The sequence below is a fragment of the Paraburkholderia xenovorans genome (assembly GCF_046030735.1).
Lineage (GTDB): Bacteria > Pseudomonadota > Gammaproteobacteria > Burkholderiales > Burkholderiaceae > Paraburkholderia > Paraburkholderia xenovorans_A.
On sequence record NZ_JAQQBV010000025.1, the window covers coordinates 59,449 to 81,521 of the forward strand.

The following is a 22,073-nucleotide window of genomic DNA, read 5'->3' on the forward strand; positions in this document are numbered from 1 at the left end:
ACTGATTGAACACGCCTCCAGGCCAGGTCCCGACGTTTTAGCGGTTCGCGCTCGGGCGCATCGAGAGCCGGCCGCTTTTTAACGCGTCGGCATACATCGCGGCGAAAATGACCGCTCCGCCAACCAGCCTGTATGAATACGGGTCGGCACCGAGGTTGGTGAGCCCGTTGCGGATCATCTCGAAGATGAACGCACCCGAGATCACACCGAAGAAGATTGCGCCACGGCCGCCAAGCAGGCTGATACCGCCGACGACGACAACAGCCAACGCCGTGAACTCGAGGCCGCTGCCAAGCCAGGGACTCACCGCGCCGTTCTGGATCGTGGTCAGAATTCCGCCTAGGGAGGCGAATGTTCCCGCCAGAACAAAACCAAGGAAGCCGTTGCGTTCGACCGGAAGTCCGACCTTCCTTGCGACTGCGATATCGTTTCCCATTGCCGTCAGATGGCGCCCGAACGCCGTGCGGGTATGGAGCAGATGTGCAAAGGCCACCACGATCAACATGACGAAGACGTCGACAGGAATGGACCCGAGCGTTGCGTTGCCGAGTACGCGAATGGGTTCGGGCAACTCCACCAGCAACGCATCCGTCAACGCAAGGGCCAGGCCCCGGTAGATGATCATCGTTCCGAGTGTCGCAATCAGTGAATTAACTTTTAATCCGACGACAATGACGCCATTGAGCGCGCCTAGCAGTGCGCCGAAGCAAACGGTTAGGAGCGCGGCGAAAACCGGCGCCGTGTCGAACTGCTTCATCAGCATCGCCCCTGCCGCGCACGACAGAAAAGCCGTCGAGCCGACCGAAATGTCGAGTCGGCCGGACAATACGACTAGAGCGAGGCCTGCCGCGGTAATGGCGAGCGGCGCCATCGTGTGAACGATGTTCAGGATGTTGCCGAGCTGGAAGAAGTACGGTGTCGCCACTGAGAAGAAGATGAAGATCCCGGTGAAAACAATCATGAATCCTCTTTCAGTCAATAGCTGACGAAGATATGTTCTTCCTGTCATGCCGCTACCTCAGTGTCGGAATCGAGGGTCGTGATCGATTGCATCAGTGCTTGCGTATCAGCCGAACCGGGGAGTTCGCCGGTTAATCGTCCGCGGCGGATGATCAGGTAACGGTCGCAAACCCGCATCAACTCCTCCAGTTCGGACGACACCAGCAACACGCTGCATCCCTGCCCGGCTAACTCGACGATAAGCGTCATGATCTCGGTCTTCGCGCTCACGTCGAGACCGCGGGTCGGCTCGTCCAGCAGAAAGAGCGTTGGGTTGGTCGCCAGCCAGCGGCCAAACACGACTTTTTGCTGATTGCCGCCGCTCAGCGTACCGACGGACTGTTGAGGTCCGGATACCTTGATCCGCAACCGTTGAATCATCGAATCCGCAAGTGCGGTCTGACGCCCCCGGTCGACCAATCGCCATTTATTCAGTAGCAATCCCAGGTTCGGGAGTGCGATATTGTCAGCGACCGAAAGCGGGAGAAATGTTCCCTCGCCGCGGCGGTCTTCAGTGACGACGCCAACGTGAGCGTGGAGTTGCTTCGGCGCGATTGCGGCCAGTCCGCGCCCGTTGTTCCAATGGATCGTGCCGCTGTCCACGGGATCCAACCCGACCAGCGCCCGCAGGAGTTCCGTGCGCCCGGATCCGAGCAAGCCCCATAGACCGACGATTTCACCTCGCCGCATCTCGAAGCTGATGCCGTTCAATGCGCCTTGACGATTCAGATCGTTCACCGTCATCAAAGGCTCACCGGCAGACTTTTTGACCGGTTCGCGTAGGCGCCCCTGGTTTTCGGTCACGCCCAGCATCTGATGCACGACCGCGGCCGGATCGACTTCGGCTATCGGCGATCTCCACACCGTTTCCCCGTTGCGCATCACGGTGACCTGCTCGCAGATCGAGAAAATTTCGTCGAGAAAATGGGTGATGTAGACGATCACGACACCGGAAGCCTTCAGGTCGTTGATGACGTTGAACAGGCGTTGTCGTTCGGGACCGGTCAACGAAGAAGTCGGCTCGTCGAAAATAATGACCTTGGCCTCATGGCGAAGCGCCCGCGCGATTTCGACGAGCTGCCGGTCTCCAATGCCGAGTTGTTCGACGCGCGTCAGAGGGGAAATACTGCTGCCGAGGCGCCGGAGTAACGCTTGCGCCTCGCGTGTCATGTCATCCGAGCGGACAAACGGGCCCGACACCGGCAGAGCGTCGATGAATATATTCTCCGCGACGCTCATCGTCGGAAACATCGTCAATTCCTGATGGACGAATGCAATGCCGTGCTTACTCGCGTCCCGTGCCGAACGGAGAACAATGTCGGTGTTGTCGATGGAGATGCGGCCGCTATCGCAGGCAATCACACCCCCCAGGATATTCATTAGCGTCGACTTGCCGGCACCGTTTGCGCCCATCAGGGCCATCGCCTCGCCCGAGTGGGCTTCCAGATGCGCACCTTTGAGCGCTGCCACGCCGCCGAACGATTTTGATATGTTTTCCATACGAAGCGACATCTTCGGCGCGTTCATTGCCGGCTCTCCTTGCGTTTATCGGCGGCGATAAACGCAATGATGACGACGCCCTTGATCACGAGACTGAGATAGAAAGACACGCCGATCAGATTCATCGCGTTGGACAGCACGGTGATGAGCAACGCGCCGAGCATGGCGCCGGCAATTCGCCCGGAACCGCCGTAGATGCTGACGCCGCCGACGACACAAGCCGACACGATATCCAGCACGACACCGTCATTGCCCATATTGGCCGACGCCGATCCGAGCCGGGCGGTCAGCAGCACCGCTGCCAGCCCGGCCATGAGTCCGGAGAAGACATAGCTGGCGAGAACGACCGTTTCGACTGGAACACGCGCGACTCGGGCCGCGCGTTCATTGATGCCCACCGCGTACGCCCATCTTCCGGCAATCGACGAGCGCATGAGCACACTCACGCCGAACGCGAGCATCGCCACGACGAGCACGGTAAGCGGAATCTGAAACAGAGGCCGGGCCGCAAAGAGATCGAGGAAACGTTCGGGCAACTCGGAAATGCTGAGCGAATTGGTCATCCACACGGAGGTCCCGGAGATGATCGTCATGGTCGCGAGCGTGACGACGAAAGGGATCATTTTCAGGCGCGAGACGGCGAAACCGTTGACGAGGCCGATCAGCGCGCCGGTGCCGATCATGAGCAGCACGCCAACGGGCCAATCCCCGCCGGTCTTCATATACAGCGCGCCTACCACCGCGCTCATTGCCATGTTTGCCGGCAACGACAAGTCGATGCCGCCGACGATCATCACAACGGTCATGCCGATCGCAGGCAGCCCGAGTAAAGCAGCCTGCAAGAGCACATTGATGATGTTGTTGTATCGGAAGAAGTTCGGCACATTCAGGCCGAGTGCGATTGAGACCGCGAGAAGAATAACCATCGATACGACAAGTTGCCGTGACGGCCGAGGCAGCGCAGGAGTAGCGGTAACGGAGATCATGGACCTACGCTCCGGCAGCGAACAACCCTATACGCGTTGATGCTCATCATCATCTCCTTGAGGCCGCCTTTGAAAGGCCGCTCTTGTGAAACGTTATACAAACAACCGCAATGTTCGTTGGTGAAACGTTATATTCAAGTGTACGACTGTCGCGAACTAGCTGTTGATGAGGGGAATCCCGTATCGGGGCATGGACAAACCCTTCACGCCCGGCTCGAATGCGAATAGCGCACCATCGTGTTGTGTCGGGTCGGACAAGCCGATGGAGGCCGACGTGACGTAGAGAATATCGAGGTTCGCGCCACCAAACGCGCAACTCGTCGGCCGTTTGACCGGCAGTGGCACGACTTGCACCAGATCGCCCGAGGGCGCGTAACGACGAATTGCCCCGCCGTCCCAAACCGCAGTCCATACATCGCCGCCGGCATCCACGGCAAGACCATCCGGCACGCCTTCGCTCAATGGCCATTGCGCAAACACGCGTTGCGCGCCCAGCGTGCCGGTCGGCATGTCGAAATCGAAGGCCCAGATCGTGCCGACCATGCTGTCGGTGACATACATAGTGCGGCCGTCCGGACTCCAGCCCAAGCCATTCGGACATCGCAAACCCGTCAGACGCCGTGCGCAACGATCGTCGCCGCCGAGGACATACAGGCTTCCCTCAGGGGGCCAGGTTTCATCGTCGCGCAGGGTGCCTGCCCAGAAGCGGCCTAATGGGTCGACCGCACCGTCGTTAAACCTGTTGGTGGGAAGCCTGGGCTCCGGATCGACCAGCAGATCGCAGGTGCGGCCCGCTCTCCCGATGCGGAAAATCCCCTGTTGCAAGGCGGCAATGAAATTGCCGTCGCCATCCAGCGCAACGCAGCCGACCTGGCCCGGTGCGGCCCAGCTCTGGATCAATCCATCGCAAGGATCGAGGCGATGAATCGCGTGTGCCTTGATATCGACCCAGAACAGCGCCTGCTCGACCTCGTCCCAGACGGGCCCTTCGCCGAGCACCGCCCTGCCATCCCATACACACTGAATGTCAAACATGGTCTTTGTCACTCCGGTAAGGTTACGCCGAGGCTGGCCAGCAATCCTCCATCCACTTTGAACTCCGCGCCTGTGCAGAAACTCGCGCGATCGCTCGCCAGAAAGGCGACGACTTCGGCCACTTCCTCAGGGCGTCCGACCCGGCCGAGCGGTTGCGCCTTGCCCCATTGCCGGATCATTTCTTCCTCACTTCCCGGCGCGACTTCGGTGGCCGAGAGGTGTGTCATCGGCGCATCGATACAACCCGGGCAGACCGTGTTGGCCCTGATGCCGAACGAACCGAAATCCACCGCGAGAGACCGGGTTAAAGCGAGCATTCCGCTCTTCGACACCGCATACGCCGCCACACGCGCCTGATTGGCCAGCGCCTGCACCGACGCAATGTTGACGATCGCCCCGCGCCTGAGCGCGAGCATATGAGGCAGTGCGTAATGACAGGCCAGATAAGCGCCGCGCAGATTGACGCCGATGACGTGATCCCATGCTTGCGAGCCCATGGACGCGACGGTGCCATACGGTTGAATCGCAGCGTTGTTGATCAGAATATCGATGGAGCCGAGAAACTCGGCCGCCTGCGCCATCGCGACAACCACTTGCGCTTCGACGCTGATATCGGCAACGACAGTTGCTGCATTCAGCCCTTCGGCGCGCAGTGTCGCGCCAGCCTGTTGCACGACTTCCGGATCCTCGCCCAACAGGACCACGGATCCGCCGCGCTGGGCAATCAGCCGCGCACATGCCAACCCGATACCTCGGCCGCCGCCCGTAATCACTGCACCCCTGCCCGTTAAATCACTCACGCGGTCCTCACTTTCGCGCCCGCGAATACGCAGGCGATCAATAGATTAGCGATCCATGCGATGAGCCGGCACGGATGTCCGGTATCGCCATGGTCCGTTGACGTGCTGCGTCGTTGCCCTCGAACGAATCGTTTTCATGTTGGTGAAACGTTATACGAAAGCATACGTCTTTTCAGATGGAAGTGATCTTCGGGGAAATCCCTGATGGGCGCATCGAACAGATCGTTCGGCGGGTACATGAACAAAAATGCTTTGACGTCACGCTCCTGAAGCCAGACAGACGATCCGACCGAGGTCCGTTATCGGGTACCTACGCGGTTGACTGCCGTTCATATAACGTTTCATAATCAGGCGACGCACATACTGAGGATTGGCATGCGAGGCAAGCCGACAATGAATGAGGTGGCACGCGAGGCGAATGTATCGCTTGGCACCGTGTCAAAGGTTCTGAACGGCAAAGTGACTGTTGCAGAGGAATTGCGCAAGCGAGTCCTCGCCGCATGTACCAAATTGAACTACCAGCGCAATCAGATTGCCGCGAGCCTGAGAAGCCGGGAAACCCATACGATCGGCATCATCGTCCCGGATATTCTTAACACGCTCTACGCAGCGCTAGTCGAGAAGATCGAGAACCTCGCTTCGGCTGCCGGCTATACGGTCATGATCGTTGCGACGGGAGAAAATTCCGAGCGCGCGCAAGCCCGCATACGCCTGCTCAGGGAGCGGCAAGTCGACGGCATGATCGTCATGTCGTCGCTGGAAAGTTCGGAGCTGCTTGCGACGGCTGTCGGGGCCGGTATGCCTTGCATCGTGGTCGACCGGATCACGGAAGACACTCCGTTCCCGAGCGTGGCCACGGACAATGTCGATGCGACCTATCAAGGCACAAAACACCTGCTGTCGCTGGGTCACAGGCACATTGTCTTTGCTGTGACGTCGCCGCATCTGTGGAATACGCAGGAGCGCATCAGCGGCTTCGAACAGGCGATGCGCGAGGCGCGCGCCAAGGCCGAAGTGCGCGTGGTCGGCCTGAGCGTTCAGGAAGCGACGATCTCGCTGACTAACCTGTTTCGCTCACCAGACCGGCCCACTGCCCTTTTCACCGGCAATAACATCGTGACGCTCGGCGCCGTATGCGCGCAGCTTGAGTGCGGCCTCAGCATTCCAGACGACATGTCGCTGCTGTCTTTCGACGATTTCGAATGGCTGAAGCTCCTGCGGCCTGCGGTAAGCGCCGTGCAGCAGCCGGCCGATCAGATGGCCGTCGAGGCCTGGCGTCTGCTGTCGCAGCAGATCGGCAAGCGGCCCATTGCGGTTCCTCATATCCGGATCGGGGCGCAGTTGGTCATCCGTCAATCGACCGTGGCCTGCGTCACCCGCGGCAAGAAAGTGAAGGCGTAGTGGATGGGCTGGCAGGCTTGACTGCCGGCCCATCCCTCTCCCCTCACTGCGCGTCCGACTCGTCACCCACCACGCCAATCTTCGTCGCGCCTTCGCGCTGCGCGGCGGCCAGAACTTCGGCCACCGCACCGTACGGCGCGAGCTTGTCGGGCTGCAAGTGAAGCTCGGGCTGCTCCGCACGCGCAGCCACGTTCGCCATGTGCCGTTCAAGATCGCGCCGGCTGTCGAGCTTCGTGCCGTCCCAGCGCACCGCCCCCGCGGCGTCGATATCGATTTGAACGACGGGCGGCGGCGCGGCCGGCGGCGGCGTGCCGACCGGCAAATTCATCTTCACCGCGTGCATCTGAATGGGGATCGTGATGATCAGCATGATCAGCAATACGAGCATCACGTCGATTAGCGGCGTCGTATTGATGTCCATCATCACCTCCGGCTCATCGCCGGTGCCTCCCGACGGCGTGTGCATGCTCATCGTCGAACTCCAGTTTTCTGCGTTTTTTTGCGTGATGGGTGAACCGGTCATTGGCCGCGTGCAGGCGGCTGCGTAATGAACGACACCTTCGTGATGCCCACGCGCTCGCAAGCCGTCACCACGCGCCCGACATATTCGTAATGCGTGCGCTGATCGCCGCGCACGTGCACTTCCGGCTGCGGCTGACGCTGCGAAGCCGCTTGCAGTTGCGCGGTCAAAGCCGGCAACTCGATGCGCTTCTCGTTCCAGAAGATCGCGCCGTTCCTGTCGACGGCGATCTCGATGCTGTCCGGCCGCGTCTGCAGCGGCGTCACGGTTTCCTTCGGCAGACGCACCGGCACCGTATGCGTGACCACCGGAATCGTGATCAGAAAGATGATCAGCAGCACCAGCATCACGTCGACGAGCGGCGTCGTGTTGATCGCGGAGAGCACGTCGTCCTCGCCGCTCTCCTGCCCGATATTCATAGCCATGCGAGTTCGCTCCTGTCGTGCGTTGCATTCAACCGGCGTTCAACCGGCACTCGCGACGGCGCGCACCGCGCGCTTGCGTCCCGCAAGCAGCACCACATGCAGTTGCGCGCCGAACGCGCGTACCCGCTCCAGCAGCGACTTGTTGCGCCTGACGAGGAAGTTGTAGCCGAGCACGGCAGGCACTGCGACCGCAAGGCCGATGGCGGTCATGATGAGCGCCTCGCCGACGGGCCCTGCGACCTTGTCGATCGACGCCTGCCCCGCGATGCCGATGGCCGTGAGCGCGTGATAAATGCCCCATACGGTGCCGAACAGGCCGACGAACGGCGCGGTCGAGCCGACTGTCGCGAGAAACGCGAGGCCGTCCTGAAGCCGGTTCGACACATTGACGATCGAGCGGTCGATCGACGCCTGAATCCACGTGTTGCGGTCCACTTCTTCGAGAAGCGCCTCTTCGTGATGTTCCGCGGCCTCGATACCCGTTTCCGCGATGAAGCGGAACGGCGAGCGTTCGTCGAGTTGCGTGGCGCCCGATGCGAGCGACGGCGCGCTCCACAACTGCTCGTCGGCCAGCTTCGCGCGGCGGCCCGCGCGCGTCTGTTCGACGAACTTCGTCACGATGATGTACCAGCTACCCATCGACATCGCGACCAGCACGAGCAACACGAAACGTGCGACGAAATCGCCGTTATGCCACAGCGCTTCCAGCCCGTAGGGATTGCCGGTCTGTGCCACGGCCGCTGCGGGGACCTGATCGTCGGCCGCAGCCGCACCCGGCTGTTGTGGCGGCGCGGATGGGGCGTCCGCCGCCGGCGCCGCGCTGACGCTCGCCTGCGCATACGCCACATCGGGCACGACAGACGCACCCGTGGCCGAGAGAATCGACAACGCCACAGCAACCGACACAAATGCATGCTTCTTCATGAATGCTCCAGATCATTCGAGATTGCGCCACCGCGCACGCTTCGCGCGCAGCACGCATTGAGGCAACCTGAAACCGCGCCGCGCGCGGTCAGTTCAGATTGAACGAAAACGGCACCTGCACGCGCACGGACTGGCCCTGCGAGATGCAGTTGAACTTCCTCACGGCATTGAGCGCCGCGCGATCGAGAATCGGATCGGCCGACTTTTCCACCTTTTCGTCGGTGACATGACCCTGCGTATCGACCGAGAACGTGATCAGCACGTCTCCCGTGATGTCGTTGTCCCGTGCCTGCTGCGGGTACGTCAACGAAGCGCGCACGTTGTCCGAGTTCGGGCACACCACGCCCGCTTCGTGGCTGACCGGCTTCGGCGGCGCGGGCGGTGCGACCGTCGGCGCCGCCACCGGTGCGGGGCTCGGAGTTGGAGTCGGAGTCGGAGTCGAAATCGCCGCCGCAGACGGCGTGGGCGGCTGAACGATCGGCGTTGGCGCCGGCACCGGCACCTCGCGATGCGTGACGACGCGCGGCTGCGGTTTCGCCTGTGGCGGCGTCGGCGCGGACGGTTTGACAACGGGCAGCGGCGCGGGCGGCTTCGCAGCCTCGATGATGCGCGCGACCACCGGCTGCTGCACGATCTGCACGACTTTCGTCGCGAGGCCGTTGACGAGCGCCCAGATCAGCACGACGTGCAGCAGCACCACCAGCGCGATACCGCCGTAGCGCCGCGCCGAACCCTTCTGGCTCGCGCCGTATTGGCGCGGCCGTCCCGTCCACTTCTCACCGCTTGCTACACCTTCCGCCATGCGCTAACTCCAAACGTATCGTTGACGACGACCCCATCGACGGCCGTGCGACTCAAACTTCATGCAGCCCGTAAATTCCTGCTGGTTTGTCTCGCTCCCACCGCGGACTTCAACCGCGCACGGACGCGGCAGCGCGTTCGAGCAACGTGAGCAACTCAAACAACACGCGATCGACGTCGTCCGGCCGTTCGAGCATCAACTGATGCCCGCAGTCGCGCAGCACGTCGAACGTCGCGTCGGGCAGCGCCGCGGCAAGCGCGCGCCCACCCGCAGGCAGCGTCACGCCGTCGGAATCGCCCGACAGCACGGCGATCGGCACGTCCAGCGCCGCGAGCCGCGCCGCGCCAGGCCACGGCGCGGCGCTCACGATCGCCTTGAACGTCCCCATGCGGTTGCGTCGCGCGAGACGCGACTCATACGCGACGAGCGCCGGATTCGCCGTGGGATGCCACGCAAGCCGCGTGAAGCGGCGCGCGAAAATGGGCTTCAGCCATTCGAGCAGCCAATCCGGCAGCGCCGGCGTGCGACGCACCGGCCGCTCGAGCTGCGTGCCCAGCAGCAACGCCGCGCTTACCTCGTGCAGCCGGCCGTGTTGTTCCAGCCGATCGAGCAGCGCGAGCGTGCTGCCGGTGCCGAGCGAGTGCGCGGCGAGCACGTTGCGCTCGCGCCGATAGCGCTCGAAGATCGCGAGATAGTCGGCAACGGTGTCCTCGCCGCGATAGCCGCCGTGGCGCGGATCGGGCCGCGGACTGTCGCCGTGTCCGAGAAAATCCCACGCGACGAGCCCATAGCCCGCGTCGGCCAGCGCGCGCCATTGAAAGCGCCACTGGTTCTTGTTGCCGCCGCCGCCGTGCGCGAAGAACACGACGGTATCCGCATGCGGCGAGTCCGCCGGCGCGGGATGATGCGCGACGCTGAGCGTGCGTCCCGGACGAACCTCCACCTGCGTCCCGGTCACGACGACCGACGTGGCCGTCTCGCGTAATAGCGCCTGATTCATGATTGTTCCTCGTCGATGAGCGCGCTTCCCGATGCCGGCACGGGCGGCGACGCGCGTGCCGGCAGCACCGGTATCGCGTCGATCAGTTCACGCGTGTAGGCATCGCGTGGCGAGCCGAAAATCTGCGCCGTGTCGCCGAGTTCGACCACGCGGCCCGCGCGCATTACCGCAATGCGGTCGCAAATCTGCGCGGCAACGCGCAAGTCGTGTGTGATGAAGACGATCGCCATCGCCCGCCGCCGTTGCACCGTCGCCAGCAGATCCAGAATCTGCGCCTGCACGACCACATCGAGGCCCGACACCATTTCGTCGGCGACCAGAATCGCGGGATCGAGCGCGAGAGCACGCGCGAGGCTGATCCGTTGCCGCTGACCGCCCGAGAACTGGTGCGGATAGCGATCGAGTGCATCCGGAGACAATCCGACCTGTTCGAGCAACGCCGCCGCGCGCCGGTACGCTTCGCGACGCGGCACGTGCGCGGCGAGCGGCCCGGTGGCGACGATCTGCGCAATCGTCTGGCGTGCATTCAATGATGCATAGGAATCCTGAAATACCATCTGGATCTCGTGGCGCAGCGGCCTTAGCGCCCGTTCAGGCAAGCGCGCGAGATCGTGTTGACCGCGCAGCACGATGCGCCCCGCGTCCACGCGTGCGAGCCGCAGCAACGCGTGTGCGAGCGTCGATTTTCCGGAACCCGATTCGCCGACCACACCCAGCGTTTCTCCCGCGTGCAGTGCGAAACCGACATCGTTGAGCGCGTCCACACCGCGCCGTCCGCGTGTGGACAGAAACGGCAGCGTGCGCGCGGGCGCATAGCGTTTGTGAAGTGCCGCGACGTCGAGCAACGGCGTGCCATCGCGTCGAATCGTGCGCGCGGTGCGCCGTCCGTGCGGCATTGCATCGAGCAGGGCACGCGTGTACGGATGGTGCGGCGTGCTCAACACGTCGGCGGCAGCGCCGATCTCGACGATCGCGCCTTCGCGCAGCACCGCGACGCGATCCGCAATCTGCGCGACCACGCCGAAGTCATGCGTGATCAGCAGCACGCCCGTTTGCGTCGCGCGCGTCGCCTCGACGATCAGCGCGAGAATCCGCGACTGCGTCGTCACGTCGAGCGCGGTGGTCGGCTCGTCGGCAATCAGCAGCGCCGGTTCGAGCGCAAGCGCCATCGCGATCATCACGCGCTGCCGTTGTCCGCCTGACAACGCGTCCGGATACGCGTGGCGCACGCGCTCCGGTTCGGGCAAACCGACATCGCGCAGCAGCGTTTCCACGCGCGTGGTTCGCGCGGCGGCCTCGCCGCGCCGCGCGAGCACGCGATGCACGCGCAGCACTTCTTCGATCTGCGCGCCGACGGTCATCAGCGGATTGAGCGCGGCGAGCGGCTCCTGAAAGATCATCGAGATGTCGCGTCCGCGCAGCGCACGCCATTGCGCGTCGCTGCACGCGGTGAGATCGCGCCCGCGCAGCACGATACGACCGGCCGAGCGCCGCACGCCGCGCGGCAGCAGCCCGGTGATCGACGACGCGAGCAGCGATTTCCCGGAGCCCGACGCGCCCACCACGCACAGCACTTCGCCGGGCGCGATCGTCAGCGACACGTCGCGTACAGCCTCGCTGCGCTCCGCGCCGTGCGGCAACGCCAGCGTCAAGCGGTCGATTTCGAGCAGAGGCACGGCGCTCATCGCGACACTCCGTGCACCGGCCGTGTCTGCGACGTAGCATGCCGCAGCCCTTCGCCGACGCGGTTGATTGCGAGCGCGGTCGCGACGATCGCGAGACCCGGCCAGATGCTGAGCCACCACGCGTCCCGCACGACGTTGCGCGCAGCACCGATCATGAAGCCCCAGCTCATCAGCGAAGGATCGCCGAGTCCGAGGAACGACAACGCCGATTCGGTGAGGATCGCGGCCGCGACCATCAGCGCGGCGAGCACGGTGAGCGGCGCGACCACGTGCGGCAGGATCTGCCGCCAGACCAGCAGCGCGGGCCGCTCGCCCGCGACGCGCGCGGCCAGCACGAATTCGCGGCGCGCGAGTCCGATGAATTCGCCGCGCACGAGCCGCGCGATCGCGGGCCACGACGCCACCGAAATCGCGACGACCGTCGATTCGAGCGACGCGCCGAGCACCGCCGCGATCGTCACGGCCAGCGCGAACTGCGGGATCGTCTGGAACAGTTCGGTAACGGCCATCAACGCACTGTCGATGCGGCCGCCGCACCATCCCGCGATCGCGCCGATCGACGCGCCGAGCGCCAACGTCGCCACCGTCGCCGCGAGCCCGACGAACAGCGACACGCGCGCGCCCCACAGCAGACCGATCAGCTCGTCGCGGCCGAGCATGTCGGTGCCGAGCGGATGCGCGAGATGCCGCAGCGGCGGCAACAGCGGCTCGCCCGCCATGTTCCACGGCGACGGCAGCCACAGCGGCGCACTGAGCGCCACGAGCGCGACGACCGCGAGGAAGATCACGCCGGCCCGTGCGCCGGGCGAGTGCGAAAAGCGCCTGAAAAAGCCGTCCGCCGCGGGGGTGGTACGCGCAACCCCATCGCCGCGTGCCGACGCAGCTTCCGAAAAGACGGAGCCCGACAGTTTGCCCGGAACGCGCGGCAACGCCCGCGCAAAACCGTGCCGAAAACCCGGCCGCCGAAAACGTCTCGTCATCGCGCCTCCCGCTCACGCAAGCGTGGATCGACCACGCCATACAACACGTCCGTCAGCACATTGAACGCGACCACGAGCGCCGCCACGACAGCCGGCACCCCGAGCAACACCGGATAGTCGCGCTGCACGAGCGAGTCGTACATCAGTCCGCCGATTCCCGGCCACGCGAACACGATCTCGGTGACGAGCGCACCGCCCGCGAGCTGCCCGAGCTGCACGCCGCCGAGCGTCACGACCGGCAGCAGCGCGTTGCGCAACACGTGCCGGATCATCACGCGCCACTCGGACGCGCCTTTGGCCCGCGCGGTGCGCACGAACTCGCGCTCGATCACGTCGAGCATCGCCGCGCGCGTCAGTTGCGTATACACGGACGCATAGACGAGCCCGAGCGTCGTCGCGGGCAGCACGAGGTGTTCGCCGATGTCGAGCGCGTGACGCCAGCCCGTGTAGCCCGCGCCGATGCTTTCCATTCCGAACGACGGGAGCCAGCCGAGCACGACCGAAAACACGATGACAATCACTAGCGAGAACCAGAAAAGCGGCGTCGCATAGGTCACGACCGCGAGCGCGCCGATCGCGCGCGCGAGCGCACGCGCCAGACGGCCGCCGCGCCCTTCGCAATAAGCGGCGATCGCACCGGAGCTCACGCCGATCACGACCGAGACCGCGAACGCCGCCACCATCAGCAGCAGCGTCGCGGGCAGCCGCTCGGCGACGAGTTGCAGCACGCTTTCCTGATTGCGATACGAATACCCGAAGTCCACATGCGCGAGCGACCGCAAGTACAGCGCGAACTGCTCCGCGAGCGGCCGCGTGAGCCCAAGCTGCTCGCGCAGATGCTGGATATACGCGCCGTCGCCCGCGCCCGCATCGCCCGCGAGCGCAAGCGCCGGATCGCCCGGCGCGAGCCGGATCAGAAAGAAGTTGACGACCAGCACGCCCAGCACCACCGCCAGGCCGCGCACTGCCGTCGCCGCGACTCGCAGGATCGTTTTCATCGCGTCAGCCTATCCACGCGTCCTCGAGACTTTCGTTGACGCTCGTCGCGGTGCGCAGCACGTTGTGGACGGTGTTGCGATAGAGCGTCGGGTTGTTCATCTCGAACACGTTCGCAATGGCCGCGTCGTTGGCGAGCGCGGTCTGGATCTGCGCGTAGAGGCTGCGCCGCGTGGCCGGGTCGGTTGCTTGCGCGGCGGCATCCCATAGCGCGTCAACCTTCGGACTGCGGTAGCCCGCGACGTTGCCGAACGGCGAGCCTTTGGAAATCCCGTCGATGCGATACAGCGGTGCGATGCTGAACTCGGGGTCGCCGTTCTGGAACAGGAAGTTGTAGCTCAGATCGAAGTCCCAGTTTCCGACGTGCGCATACCAGCCCGCTGCGTCCGTGGTCTGCACACGCACGCGAAAGCCGACCTGATTGAGCGCCTGTTGCGTGTATTCGGCCACCCGCTCCCACGCGCCGCCCTTCTCGCCGTTGATCAGCACGAGCGGATACTTGCCGACATCCACGCCCGACTGCCGGAGCAGTGCGCGCGCACGATCGGGGTTGTAGGCGAAACGCGGCACGTTCGGATCGTAGAACGGCGAAGTCGACAGAAACGGCCCGCTCGCGGGCTTGCCGAAACCGAAGAAAATGCGCTCGACGATGAACTGCCGGTCGAGCGCGAGCAGCACCGCCTGCCGCACGAGCACGTTGTCGAACGGCGGCTTGCGCTGGTTCAGCTCCAGAAACGCCATCCCGGAGAAGAGCTCCCAGCCGCGCGTGGTCTCAGTGACGCCAGGCAGCTTCGCGAGGCGCGCGATATCGGCATAGTCGACGTCGCCCGCGCGCAGCAGATGGATCTGCCCGCGCTCGAACGCGATCGCGCGCGCGGCCGCATCGGGCACGATGTTGAAGACGATGCCGTCGAGATACGGCAACCCCTTCTTCCAGTACGCGGGATTGCGTTCGAGCCGGATATACGCGCCGTGCTTCCATTCGCGGAACACGAATGGCCCGGTGCCGACCGGATGCTGATTGGCCGGATTCGTGCGTGGATCTTTGCCCTGATAAAGATGCGCGGGCAGAATCGGCAACAGGCCGCTGCCGAGCAGATTCAGCAGCCCCGCGTACGGCTTCTTCAGGTGGAACGTCACCTGCAGCGGACCGCTCGCCTCGATCGACGCAACATACTTGTCGTACACGATCTGCACGCGCGGCAACGCTTTCGGCGCGATCTCGAGCAGCGTGACGACGACATCCTGCGCGCCGAACGGCTGGCCGTCGTGCCACTGCACGCCTGGCTGCAATTCGAACGTATGGCGCAGACCGTCGGGCGACGCGCTCCAGATGCGCGCGAGCACGGGTACCGGCCGCTGTTGCGGGTCGAACACGAGCAGGCCCTGAAAGATCTTGCCGCCCACGTATTGCGACGCGACGTGCGGCGTCAGCGCGTTCACGAGCGACGGCGGCTCGGGCTGCGCGAACAGCCCGAGCGTGCCGCCACGAACCGGCGTGGCGCCGGTTGCGTCCGTGCTCGCGGCATCGGCACCGAACGCTTCGCGACTCGCGCCGAATGCGAGTGCCGCCGGTGCGCACGCGAGCGCGAGCAGGCTGCGGCGTCGCGCGAGATTCAGCGGCTCATCGTGCTCCGCGTGCTCGTCGTGCTTCCCATGCTCGCGAACCGAAACCGGGTGATGCAAAAATTTGTTCATCACAGATACCCGTGGCGCGGCGGATTGACCTGATTGAGCACGTAGTTGCCGATCACGTGGTATTTCCAGCGCACCGGATCGTGCAGCGTGTGTGTGCGCGCATTGCGCCAGTGGCGATCGAGGTTGTATTCGCTCAGCACCGAACGCGTGCCCGCCAGTTCGAACAGCTTGTTGGTCGCGAGAATCACGAGTTCGGTGCTGAGCACTTTCGCGACCGCGACCTGCACCGATGCATCGGCAACCTGCGCATCGTCGAGTTCGGGCGGCAGTGCGGCGAGGTGTGCGGCAACGCGCTCGAGCACGGCCTCGGCCGCGACGAGCCGCACCTGAATATCCGCGACGTCGCGAATCACATACGGATCGTCCGACGCGCGCGCGATCCCGCTATCGCCCCACGGCCTGCTGCGCGTGGTCACGAACGTGATCGTGTCGGCGAGCGCCGCGCGTGCGATGCCCACGTCGATATTCGCGTGCAGAAGCTGCGAGAGCGGCCCCGCGAGCGTGGGCCGCTCGAACGCGGCCTGGATCGACACCACGTCCTGCGGATCGACTTCGACGCCCGCGAGCGTCAGCGTGCCGCTTGCCGTAGTGCGCTGGCCGAAGCCGCTCCAGTCGTCGACGATCTCGAGCCCCGGTCGATTGCGCTCGACCAGCGCCTGCACGTAGCGGCCGTCGTCGTCGAGCGCGAGCACGGCGATCCAGTCCGCGAACAGCGCGCCCGTCGCGTAGAACTTCTGCCCTTCCAGCACCAGACGGCCGCCGCGCCGCGTGAGACGTGTCGCGATCTCCAGCGCCGTCTTCGTGCCGCGCTCGGACGCGGCATGGCCGATGCGTTTGCCCTCCAGCACCAGATCGAAGAACTTGCGGCGCTGCGCGTCGTTGCCGGTGAGACGGATCACGTCGAGCGCGTGGAAATGATTTTTGGGCAGTTGTCCTATCGACGGATCGGCCTGCGCGATGATGCGCACGACCTCGCCGAGCGTCGCGAGCGATACGTCCGCGCCGCCGTAAGCGCGCGGCACCGTGATGCCCCACAGCCCGCTGCCGGAGAACAGGTCCAGCTCCGCGAACGGCAGACGGCGCTCGCGATCGCGCTGCGCGGCTTCGCGCGCCAGTTCGTCCGCGAGGCGGCGCGCGGTTTCGAGCGCGTGCGCGTCGTCGACGATGCGGCTCGCTGTCGGCCGCGGGGAAGTTGCGTGCGATGCGCTCGACGGCGCGTCGTCAGTCAGATAGGCACTCATGCAGGTCCTTGAAAAAAATCCTGACGGGCCAAAGAGCAAGGCCTATGCCATCACGGTTGCATAAGGTTTCGCGCTCACACGCGTCGCCGCGCAGCACTGGATTTCCAGCGAGATGCCGCAAATCCAGCACGCCGCTCGCGTGCATGCCGCGCTGCTGCATTTCCAGCAAAACGCGCGAATCCTCATCGGCGCGCGCGAACACACACCGACGTTTCGTTCAGCGGGAAGCCCGTCCTGTCGACACTTGCGCCGCCTGGCATAGCTGTTGCACTGCGCCCCGCCGTCGCGCTGCAGAGCGGCGCGCCACCACACGGACCAACAAGCCAGCCTGCACCAGGGGATAAGTGAAAATGAAACACAAGTTGTTACGGGCTTCCATCGGCGCGTCGGCGCTGATCGCGGCGGCGCCCGCGCTGCGGGCGCAGGAACAGCCGGCCGCGGGCGCACCCGTTGCGGCGTCGTCGAGTGCCGCGCAACCTGCCGCATCGAAGGCAGCGGCAAGCGGCGCGACTGCGGCCAGGCCAAACGCGGCGAGCGACGCGGCCGCGCCGGAAGCGCGACTCAAAGACGTCGTCGTGACCGCCGAGCGGCGCACGCAATCGGCCCAGCATCTCGGCGCATCGATCTCCGTGCTGCAGGGGCGCGACCTCAAGGCCCTGAACGTGAACACGGTCAACGATCTGCAGCACGCCACGCCGAGCCTCGAAGTCGAACCGGCGTTCGGCGGCGGCCAGCCGCAGTTCCGCATTCGCGGCGTCGGCTTCACGGACTACACCGCGAACAACTCGGCGACAGTCGGCGTGAACGTGGACGACGTCGCCTACGCGTTGCCTATCCAGACGCAGGGGCAACTGTTCGACATTTCGCGCGTCGAGGTGCTGCGCGGGCCGCAAGGCACGCTCTATGGCCGCAACACCACCGGCGGCACGATCAACTTCATCACGAACAAGCCGACTAAAGACTTCGAGGCGGGCATCACCACCGAATACGGCTCGCACAACCTGTTCACGAACGAGGGCTATGTGTCCGGCCCGTTGAGCGATACCGTGCGTGGGCGCGTCGCGTTCACGACACAGGATTTCGGCGCGTGGCAGACCAACCGCGACACCGGCCAGTCGCTCGGCAACCACAACAGCGCCGCCGGCCGGGGCCAGCTCGACTGGGACGTCACGCCGGACTTCAAGCTGCATCTCGGCGCGCACGGCGGATTCGACAAGTCGGATGACGAAGGCCTGTACCTGTTCACGCCGTACAAGTCGACGCTCACGGGCGTCGTCATTCCCGCCGACACCGACATCACGAAGACGGGCTGGGGCGTGAGCCCCGCGTTCTCGCGCGTGACGGGCCTGCCGCTCGACGCAAAGCCGGGCCGCAACAACGTGAACGCGGGCGCCGATATCACCGCGTCATGGAACGTCGGACCGGTCGAGCTCAAGAGCATCACCGCGTTCAACTATCTGCACCGGCGCGAGTACCAGGACTGGGACGCAACGAGCTATCACGACTCGGACGAATACTTCGACGACACCATCAACGAGTTCACGCAGGAAGTGCGCGTCTCGTCGCGCACCAACTCGCGGCTGCGCTGGGTCGCCGGTCTGTTCTATTCGCACGACGACCTCAACGAGAAGTTCTATTCCGACTTCTCGGACCGGCTCGGCTTCGTCGCGTTGACGAGCTATCGCCAGTCGGTCGATACGCTCGGCGCGTACGGCCAGGCGACTTACGACATCACGAGCCGCCTGCGCGGCATCGTCGGGGTGCGCCAGGAGCACGAGCGTCGCGAATTGCAGGACTTCGAGTCCGGCACGCTGTCGCCCGCGTTCACACCGTTCGCGGGATTCGCGGCGGGTGCGGCCAACCAGACGCTCACGTCGAACGGCACGTCGGGCAAGGTCGGCCTCGAATTCGATCTCGCGCCCACCACGCTGCTCTACGCGACGATCAGCCGCGGCTACAAGTCGGGCGGCTTCACCGCTCACAACACGGGGAGCTCGGACGCGCTCGCGCCGTTCCAGCCGGAAACGCTGACCGCGTACGAGGCCGGCTTCAAGACCGATCTCACGCGCTCGCTGCGCTGGAATCTGTCCGCGTTCCACTACGACTATCGCGACCAGCAGGTGCTGTCGGCCACGTTCGATCCGAACTCGCAGTCGCTGATCGGCACCTTCGTCAATGCGCCGCGCTCGCGCATCGACGGCCTCGAGACCGAGGTGAACTGGCAGCCGATCCGCGGGCTCGAGATCTCGCAGTACGTCGGCTACAAGGAAGGCAAGTACACGTCGCCGTTCGTCACGTACGACACGGTCGCGTCGGCGGCCGCGGGACACAACGTGTTCACCGACTACAACGGCACGTCGCTGAGCTTTCCGCGCCTGAGCTACGGCGGTCAGGTCGCGTATGGCTTCTTCGTGGGCGGCTACCGGCTGCGCGCGGAAACCAACTACAGCTACCGCAACGCGTACTCGCAGGAGTTGCTGCTCGGTCCGAACTACACCGTGGATGGCTACTGGCTCTTCAATGCGAGCGTGACGCTGTCGACGCCGGACCGTCACTGGGACGTCTCGCTGTGGGCGCGCAACCTGTTCAACCGCCAGTACGACCTGACGAAGAACTTCTTCCTGCCCGGCACCAACGTGGCCGCCGCAGGCGAGCCGCGCACGCTCGGTGTGCGCGTGACTTACACCTACTGACAGGAGGAGAGCGCCATGCCACGCCGCCCCGACAAGTTGAAGCTGAACGCGCTGCTGTATGGAACCGGTAGTCATGTCGTCGGCTGGCGGCATCCGCAGGCGGCGCCTAACGGCAACCGCGATTTCGCACACTACCGGCGCATGGCGCAGACCGCCGAGCGCGGCAAGCTCGACGCGCTGTTCATCGCCGACGTGGTGGCGACCCAGGGCAGCCACATCGACTCGCTGCGGCGCAGCGCGCGCGCCGACACCTTCGAGCCGCTGACGCTGCTCGCCGCGCTCGCAGCCGTCACCGAACGCATCGGCCTGATCGCGACGGCCACGACGACCTACAACGCGCCGTATCACATCGCGCGCAAGTTCGCGTCGCTCGATCACTTGAGCGGCGGACGCGCGGGCTGGAATCTGGTCACCTCCGTCGTGCCCGACGAAGCGGCGAACTTCGGCGCCGACACGCATCTCGCGCACGCGCAGCGCTACGCGCGTGCCGACGAATTCCGCGAGGTGGTCGCCGGACTCTGGGATAGCTGGGAGGACGACGCGTTCATCGAAGACAAAGCCGCTGGGCTGCACTTCGATCACGAGAAGCTGCACGTGCTCAATCACCAGGGCACGCACTTTCGCGTGCGCGGGCCGCTGAACGTCGCGCGTTCGCCGCAGGGTCATCCGGTGCTCGTGCAGGCCGGGTCGTCGGAGGCGGGCCGCGAACTCGCGGCGCGTTGCGCCGAAGTGATCTTCACCGCGCAGCATCGTCTCGAGGACGCGCGCGCGTTCTACTCCGACGTCAAGGCACGTCTCGCGCGTTACGGCCGCCAGCCGGACCATCTGAAGATCCTGCCAGGCGTGATGCCGATCGTCGGTGCGAGCGAGGCCGACGCACGCGACAAGCTGCGCGAGTTGCAGGCACTGATCGATCCGGTGCTCGGCCTGCGCCTGCTCGCCGACAACGCGGGCGACTTCGATCTTTCAGGCTATCCGCTCGACGGCCCGCTGCCCGATCTGCCGCCGAGCAACCGCAGCAAGAGCCGCCAGCAGGGCATCGTCGATCTCGCGCGCCGCGAGAACCTGACGATCCGGCAGCTCTATGAGCGCTTCGCGAGCGCAGGCGTCGTGACAGGCACGCCGAAGACCATCGCCGATCGCTTCGAGGAATGGTTCGAGACCTATGGCGCCGACGGCTTCAACGTCGCGTTCGCGTGGGCGCCGGGCGGCCTCGACGACTTCGTCGAACTCGTCGTGCCCGAACTGCAGCGGCGCGGCCTGTTTCGTACCGAGTACGAAGGACCGACGCTGCGCGACCAGCTCGGCTTGCCGCGTCCGGCTTTCGTCAGGCGGCCGTCCACGGTGCGTGGCGACGTGACCGGACCCGTGAGTGCGGAGGCGCCATGACACAACGTCTTCGCCTTGGCGTGCTCACACGCGTGTACGCGCCCGATGCGTCGCCGCGCGTGCTCCACAACACGCTCGCGCTGATCGAGGCCGCCGAAGCACTCGGCTTCGATTCGGCATGGGTCGCGCAACATCACTTCGGACGCGAAACGGGGCGCCTCCCCTCGCCGCTCGTGCTGCTCGCGGCCGCGTCGCGTCGCACGAGCCGCATTGCGCTCGGCACCGGCGTGATCGTGCTGCCGCTCGAAACGCCGCTGCGCGTGGCCGAAGACGCGGCCGTGCTCGACGCGTTGTCGGCAGGTCGTCTCCAGTTGGGTTTCGGCGCCGGGTTCGAGCCGGACGTGTTCGATGTCTTCGGCCGCACGTTCGATGCGCGCGCCATCGACCAGGCCAATGCGCTCGCCGCACTACGCGACGCGTTCGACGGTGTGCCGCTCGGCGAAGCCGGCGCGACATTGCAGCCGCCCGCGCCGACCCTTTCGGCGCGCATCTGGCAAGCGACGAGCGGCGTCGAAGCGGTCGCGCGCAACGGCCATGGTCTGATCGTCGCGCGCTCGGCGCAGCACGGCGAGGCCGCGCTCATCGCGCGCTATCGCCGCGCGTGGACCGAAGCACACGCGCCGCGCATTGCGCTCGTGCGCGCGGTCATTCCGGGCGCCGACACCGCGCGCGTCGACGCGCAGCTCGCGCCCGACATCCTGAACTACGCGGCGCGTCTCGCTCAGGCGCACGGCGCGCCGGCGCCGCAGCAGGCGGACGTCGCGCGCCTGCTGGACCAGTTCGGCGTGCTGCGCGGCGCACCCGACGCGATCGTCGCAGCACTGCGCGACGATCCCGCGCGCGAGGGCATCACCGATCTCGTGGTCCAGGTGCAGACCTTCAGCACCTCGCTCGATGACGCGTTGCAGCGGCTCGAAACGGTAGCGCGCACGATCGCGCCCGCGCTCGGCTGGTCGCCTTCTTCTGCGTCGCCTCCTCTTACGCTTTGATCAGGACACT

20 protein-coding genes are annotated in these 22,073 nt (G+C 65.1%); 4 read left to right on the forward strand and 16 right to left on the reverse strand.

The window, feature by feature from the left end; all coding sequences use genetic code 11:
- Positions 1-37: 37 nt before the first annotated feature.
- The 5 genes from PQQ51_RS23280 to PQQ51_RS23300 all read right to left on the reverse strand — a co-directional run bounded on the left by PQQ51_RS23280 (position 38) and on the right by PQQ51_RS23300 (position 5,320).
- Positions 38-961, reverse strand: coding sequence for an ABC transporter permease (locus PQQ51_RS23280; RefSeq protein ID WP_408499207.1), 924 nt, complete (start codon positions 959-961; stop codon positions 38-40).
- Positions 962-1,005: 44 nt separating this feature from the next.
- The gene (locus tag PQQ51_RS23285; RefSeq protein WP_408499208.1) at positions 1,006-2,526 is read right to left on the reverse strand and encodes a sugar ABC transporter ATP-binding protein; all 1,521 of its coding nucleotides are present in this window, start codon (positions 2,524-2,526) and stop codon (positions 1,006-1,008) included.
- The gene (locus tag PQQ51_RS23290; RefSeq protein WP_408499209.1) at positions 2,523-3,485 is read right to left on the reverse strand and encodes an ABC transporter permease; all 963 of its coding nucleotides are present in this window, start codon (positions 3,483-3,485) and stop codon (positions 2,523-2,525) included. The genes PQQ51_RS23285 and PQQ51_RS23290 overlap by 4 nt, the downstream gene beginning before the upstream one ends.
- Before the next feature lie 156 nt (positions 3,486-3,641).
- Positions 3,642-4,520 (reverse strand): SMP-30/gluconolactonase/LRE family protein, encoded by an 879-nt coding sequence (locus PQQ51_RS23295; RefSeq protein ID WP_408499210.1) that lies wholly within the window; start codon positions 4,518-4,520, stop codon positions 3,642-3,644.
- An 8-nt stretch (positions 4,521-4,528) separates the two neighbouring features.
- Complete coding sequence (locus tag PQQ51_RS23300) at positions 4,529-5,320, reverse strand: SDR family NAD(P)-dependent oxidoreductase (RefSeq protein ID WP_408499211.1); 792 nt, start codon at positions 5,318-5,320, stop codon at positions 4,529-4,531.
- Positions 5,321-5,713: 393 nt separating this feature from the next.
- On the opposite strand from PQQ51_RS23300, the gene PQQ51_RS23305 reads away from it, so the two are divergent.
- Complete coding sequence (locus PQQ51_RS23305) at positions 5,714-6,721, forward strand: LacI family DNA-binding transcriptional regulator (RefSeq protein WP_408499212.1); 1,008 nt, start codon at positions 5,714-5,716, stop codon at positions 6,719-6,721.
- Positions 6,722-6,764: 43 nt separating this feature from the next.
- Here the strand turns inward: PQQ51_RS23305 and PQQ51_RS23310 are convergent, their stop codons facing one another.
- The 11 genes from PQQ51_RS23310 to PQQ51_RS23360 all read right to left on the reverse strand — a co-directional run bounded on the left by PQQ51_RS23310 (position 6,765) and on the right by PQQ51_RS23360 (position 17,194).
- Positions 6,765-7,193, reverse strand: coding sequence for an ExbD/TolR family protein (locus PQQ51_RS23310; RefSeq protein ID WP_408499213.1), 429 nt, complete (start codon positions 7,191-7,193; stop codon positions 6,765-6,767).
- Positions 7,194-7,240: 47 nt separating this feature from the next.
- Positions 7,241-7,666: an ExbD/TolR family protein gene (locus PQQ51_RS23315; RefSeq protein ID WP_408499214.1), complete on the reverse strand. Its 426-nt coding sequence runs from the start codon at positions 7,664-7,666 to the stop codon at positions 7,241-7,243.
- A 39-nt stretch (positions 7,667-7,705) separates the two neighbouring features.
- Complete coding sequence (locus PQQ51_RS23320) at positions 7,706-8,590, reverse strand: MotA/TolQ/ExbB proton channel family protein (RefSeq protein ID WP_408499215.1); 885 nt, start codon at positions 8,588-8,590, stop codon at positions 7,706-7,708.
- Positions 8,591-8,678: 88 nt separating this feature from the next.
- Complete coding sequence (locus PQQ51_RS23325; RefSeq protein WP_408499216.1) at positions 8,679-9,392, reverse strand: energy transducer TonB; 714 nt, start codon at positions 9,390-9,392, stop codon at positions 8,679-8,681.
- A 109-nt stretch (positions 9,393-9,501) separates the two neighbouring features.
- Positions 9,502-10,392 (reverse strand): alpha/beta fold hydrolase, encoded by an 891-nt coding sequence (locus tag PQQ51_RS23330; protein ID WP_408499217.1) that lies wholly within the window; start codon positions 10,390-10,392, stop codon positions 9,502-9,504.
- Positions 10,389-12,077, reverse strand: coding sequence for a dipeptide ABC transporter ATP-binding protein (locus tag PQQ51_RS23335; protein ID WP_408499218.1), 1,689 nt, complete (start codon positions 12,075-12,077; stop codon positions 10,389-10,391). Before PQQ51_RS23335 ends, PQQ51_RS23330 begins: the two co-directional genes overlap by 4 nt.
- Positions 12,074-13,057 carry an ABC transporter permease gene (locus PQQ51_RS23340; protein ID WP_408499219.1) on the reverse strand — a complete coding sequence of 328 codons (984 nt, stop codon included), beginning with the start codon at positions 13,055-13,057 and terminating at the stop codon, positions 12,074-12,076. Before PQQ51_RS23340 ends, PQQ51_RS23335 begins: the two co-directional genes overlap by 4 nt.
- Positions 13,054-14,055 (reverse strand): ABC transporter permease, encoded by a 1,002-nt coding sequence (locus PQQ51_RS23345; RefSeq protein ID WP_408499220.1) that lies wholly within the window; start codon positions 14,053-14,055, stop codon positions 13,054-13,056. Before PQQ51_RS23345 ends, PQQ51_RS23340 begins: the two co-directional genes overlap by 4 nt.
- Positions 14,056-14,059: 4 nt before the next feature.
- Positions 14,060-15,751 carry an ABC transporter substrate-binding protein gene (locus PQQ51_RS23350; RefSeq protein WP_408499221.1) on the reverse strand — a complete coding sequence of 564 codons (1,692 nt, stop codon included), beginning with the start codon at positions 15,749-15,751 and terminating at the stop codon, positions 14,060-14,062.
- On the reverse strand, positions 15,751-16,992 hold the full coding sequence (locus PQQ51_RS23355; RefSeq protein ID WP_408499222.1) for an SfnB family sulfur acquisition oxidoreductase: 1,242 nt from the start codon (positions 16,990-16,992) through the stop codon (positions 15,751-15,753). Before PQQ51_RS23355 ends, PQQ51_RS23350 begins: the two co-directional genes overlap by 1 nt.
- Positions 16,973-17,194 carry a hypothetical protein gene (locus tag PQQ51_RS23360; RefSeq protein ID WP_408499223.1) on the reverse strand — a complete coding sequence of 74 codons (222 nt, stop codon included), beginning with the start codon at positions 17,192-17,194 and terminating at the stop codon, positions 16,973-16,975. The genes PQQ51_RS23355 and PQQ51_RS23360 overlap by 20 nt, the downstream gene beginning before the upstream one ends.
- Before the next feature lie 148 nt (positions 17,195-17,342).
- Here PQQ51_RS23360 and PQQ51_RS23365 point away from each other — a divergent pair, with 148 nt between their 5' ends.
- The 3 genes from PQQ51_RS23365 to PQQ51_RS23375 are packed head-to-tail and all read left to right on the forward strand — an operon-like array spanning position 17,343 to position 22,063.
- Positions 17,343-19,685 carry a TonB-dependent receptor gene (locus PQQ51_RS23365; protein ID WP_408499225.1) on the forward strand — a complete coding sequence of 781 codons (2,343 nt, stop codon included), beginning with the start codon at positions 17,343-17,345 and terminating at the stop codon, positions 19,683-19,685.
- Between the two features lie 15 nt (positions 19,686-19,700).
- Positions 19,701-21,074 (forward strand): LLM class flavin-dependent oxidoreductase, encoded by a 1,374-nt coding sequence (locus PQQ51_RS23370; protein WP_408499226.1) that lies wholly within the window; start codon positions 19,701-19,703, stop codon positions 21,072-21,074.
- Positions 21,071-22,063, forward strand: coding sequence for an LLM class flavin-dependent oxidoreductase (locus PQQ51_RS23375; RefSeq protein WP_408499227.1), 993 nt, complete (start codon positions 21,071-21,073; stop codon positions 22,061-22,063). Before PQQ51_RS23370 ends, PQQ51_RS23375 begins: the two co-directional genes overlap by 4 nt.
- The last annotated feature ends 10 nt before the right edge of the window (positions 22,064-22,073 follow it).